Origin of the sequence: Clostridium sp. BL-8 (assembly GCF_002006495.1) — a bacterium.
Taxonomy (GTDB): domain Bacteria; phylum Bacillota; class Clostridia; order Clostridiales; family Clostridiaceae; genus Clostridium.
This window is the reverse complement of sequence record NZ_LZZL01000179.1, coordinates 1-2,485: the sequence shown is the minus strand read 5'-3', so window position 1 is coordinate 2,485 and position 2,485 is coordinate 1. Positions and strand designations below refer to the sequence as shown.

The 2,485-nt window shown below is 23.6% G+C and carries 3 protein-coding genes and 1 riboswitch; of the genes, 1 reads left to right on the top strand and 2 read right to left on the bottom strand.

Going from position 1 to position 2,485, the window contains the following annotated elements; all coding sequences use genetic code 11:
- Positions 1 to 30: 30 nt before the first annotated feature.
- The gene (locus CLOBL_RS26940; RefSeq protein WP_077861803.1) at positions 31 to 243 is read right to left on the bottom strand and encodes a hypothetical protein; all 213 of its coding nucleotides are present in this window, start codon (positions 241 to 243) and stop codon (positions 31 to 33) included.
- 209 nt (positions 244 to 452) lie between these two features.
- Positions 453 to 536: riboswitch (cyclic di-GMP riboswitch) on the top strand.
- Between the two features lie 107 nt (positions 537 to 643).
- Here CLOBL_RS26940 and CLOBL_RS26935 point away from each other — a divergent pair.
- Complete coding sequence (locus tag CLOBL_RS26935; RefSeq protein WP_077861802.1) at positions 644 to 1,036, top strand: bacteriohemerythrin; 393 nt, start codon at positions 644 to 646, stop codon at positions 1,034 to 1,036.
- Between the two features lie 958 nt (positions 1,037 to 1,994).
- Here CLOBL_RS26935 and CLOBL_RS26930 read toward each other — a convergent pair.
- Positions 1,995 to 2,485: substrate-binding domain-containing protein (locus CLOBL_RS26930; protein WP_143323975.1), on the bottom strand; the 491-nt coding region annotated here is incomplete at its 5' end.

Here is a 2,485-nt window from a genome sequence, read left to right as displayed (position 1 = left end):
TCCAAATTTAACAGATTTAGTTTTAATTAGTCAAGATGAAACATTGAGTGGTTCATTTTTCTGAATCATTATAATTTTCTTCGGTTTTATTTTTTTCTCAAATTTTTTTATATCATTTTTCTTATATATTCTTGAATACATGTTGTTAAAATATAGGCCTTTCATGGTTCTATGTCTATGTAATTTCAATTTTATTTTTCTTATTTTCCCAACTTTTGAAACTGGATTGATTCTATTCGCCATAATGTTCCTCTCACATCGATAGTTTAGGTTATATCATACAAGATTTTATATGATGAGATTATTAATTTTTACAACTAAGTCAAAAAAACGAGTATTTAGTAATTATAAAATTAGTTTAAATATATAAAAATATGAAATTATATAGAATTTTTTATGTTATAATGTTATTATTGTAAATAAATTAATAATTTGATCGTTATTAAAAAAATATGTAAATTGGAAGCTGTGAAAAACTTTCTTATTTTGGGCACATTGAGAGTTTAGAGCTAGTTGTGCAACCGACCAATTAAATTTACTAACTTTGTAAGATTAGTAAATTTTAATTGGTCCTTTTTATTTATAAATTAAAAGGTACTAATGTGAAAAATTATACTACAATATTAAAATTTGAGGTGATCTTATGATTAAATGGAAAGAAGAATATGCGCTTGGAATAAACCATATTGACGAACAACATGAAAAATTATTTGAAATTGCAGAACGTGCATATGAATTATTGAATAATAATTTTATTACAGATAAGTATGATAAAATTATTGAGATACTTGGTGAGTTAAAAGACTATACTGTATTTCATTTTAAATCAGAAGAAAAGTATATGTTAAGTATAAGATATAAAAGATTTCTTTCTCATAAAGTAGAGCATGAAAACTTTATAAATGAAATTAATAACATTAATTTAAATGTAATTGATTTAGATCAGGATGAATATGTAAAAGGATTATTAGAATTTATAGTAGATTGGATAGATAAACATATTTTAAATCAAGACAAGCTTATAGTTGGAGATTAAGATATTTAAACTTTAATTTTTGTTTATTTAGCTAATATTAAAAAAAGAACTGCTTAAGAAAAAACAAACAATAGTGCTATTTTATGACTGTATTTATATGTTTAAAGAAAAAAGTATTTTTTTCTTTAGTCATTGTGATAATATTTATACTGTAAATAGCCGGTTATCTATAAAAATGATTGTAGAGTTATTAAGAAGTTTTAGTGATTTATTTGATTTTAGTTTATTCTGGATTTTAGTATTAAAAATTTGTGCGCACGAGTTTTAATGATTTAACTGAGTTAAGTATGTAGAAATGCTAAAATAAGTGAAGATTAAAGAAAAATATGGTATGCTACAAACAAGCACAGCTAATGGAATATCTAAAAATAAAGGTAGATTAGGTAGAAATACTTAGTCTGCCTTTATTTTTTTAATTTATATAGAAATGATAAAAATAATATCCAATTAATACCAATAGATGTTAGAAAAAATATGGGGTAAATAATAGTCTTGCCTGAATTATCATCAGAATCCATGATAACTACCTCCATAATTTTCTGTTAAATTAATTAATTTACAAAATAGTAGTCAGGGCTTATTAAAAATCCTAACTACTGTAGATGATACTATATCTTTATAATATTTGGGATACGTGAGAATAATCATTATAGTCACATTATATAAAATTATAAGAAAAATGTTACTGAAACAAATATAGGGGCTATATAAAAATATAATCCCTTTGAATTTATGGTATTAATGCTATATAAGGGGAAACATACGCGAATCTACTATATATTAAGAAATTTTCAATAAATAACTAACAGACAGCAAATTCATTTAATAATAAGTTCACTGTCTGCTGTAACTTGCCAAGCTATTAAGTTTAGCAATTATATTATTAGCAAATTTATAAAAAATATGCTAGAGAAAATAACACAAGTACTAAAATAATTAAATTAATTTAACATTATTATTAACCTAAATTAACGAATACACCTTCAAGAGGAACAGTTATTAATTTTCCTGTATCGTCAATTGTGCAGTTCGTTCCATCAATAATATTGTTGTCATTAAATAAGTTTATTTCGAATTGATAAAAATCTTTAGCTAAATTATATTTATTTATAAGAACAGTTCCAGTTATTGCTCCAGCTTTTATCAAATCAAGTGCTTCAGGTATGCCATCAAATCCAACGACATCTATCTTTCTTTCATTATCTCCTAAATTATAGCCATTTTCTTGTAGTGTTTTTACAGTATTTATAGCAGCACCATCATCATCGGTAATTATTAAATCTATATTATTGCCAAATCTTAAGAAAAAATTATAAACATCTTCTTTAATTTGAGATGGGAGATAGTAATAAAATTTTTCTGCAATTTTTCCGCTTTTAATATTGCTATTATTCATTTGCAAAACAGAATATTTTATTCTAGTCGTAGATATTATATTATCAGGTGATC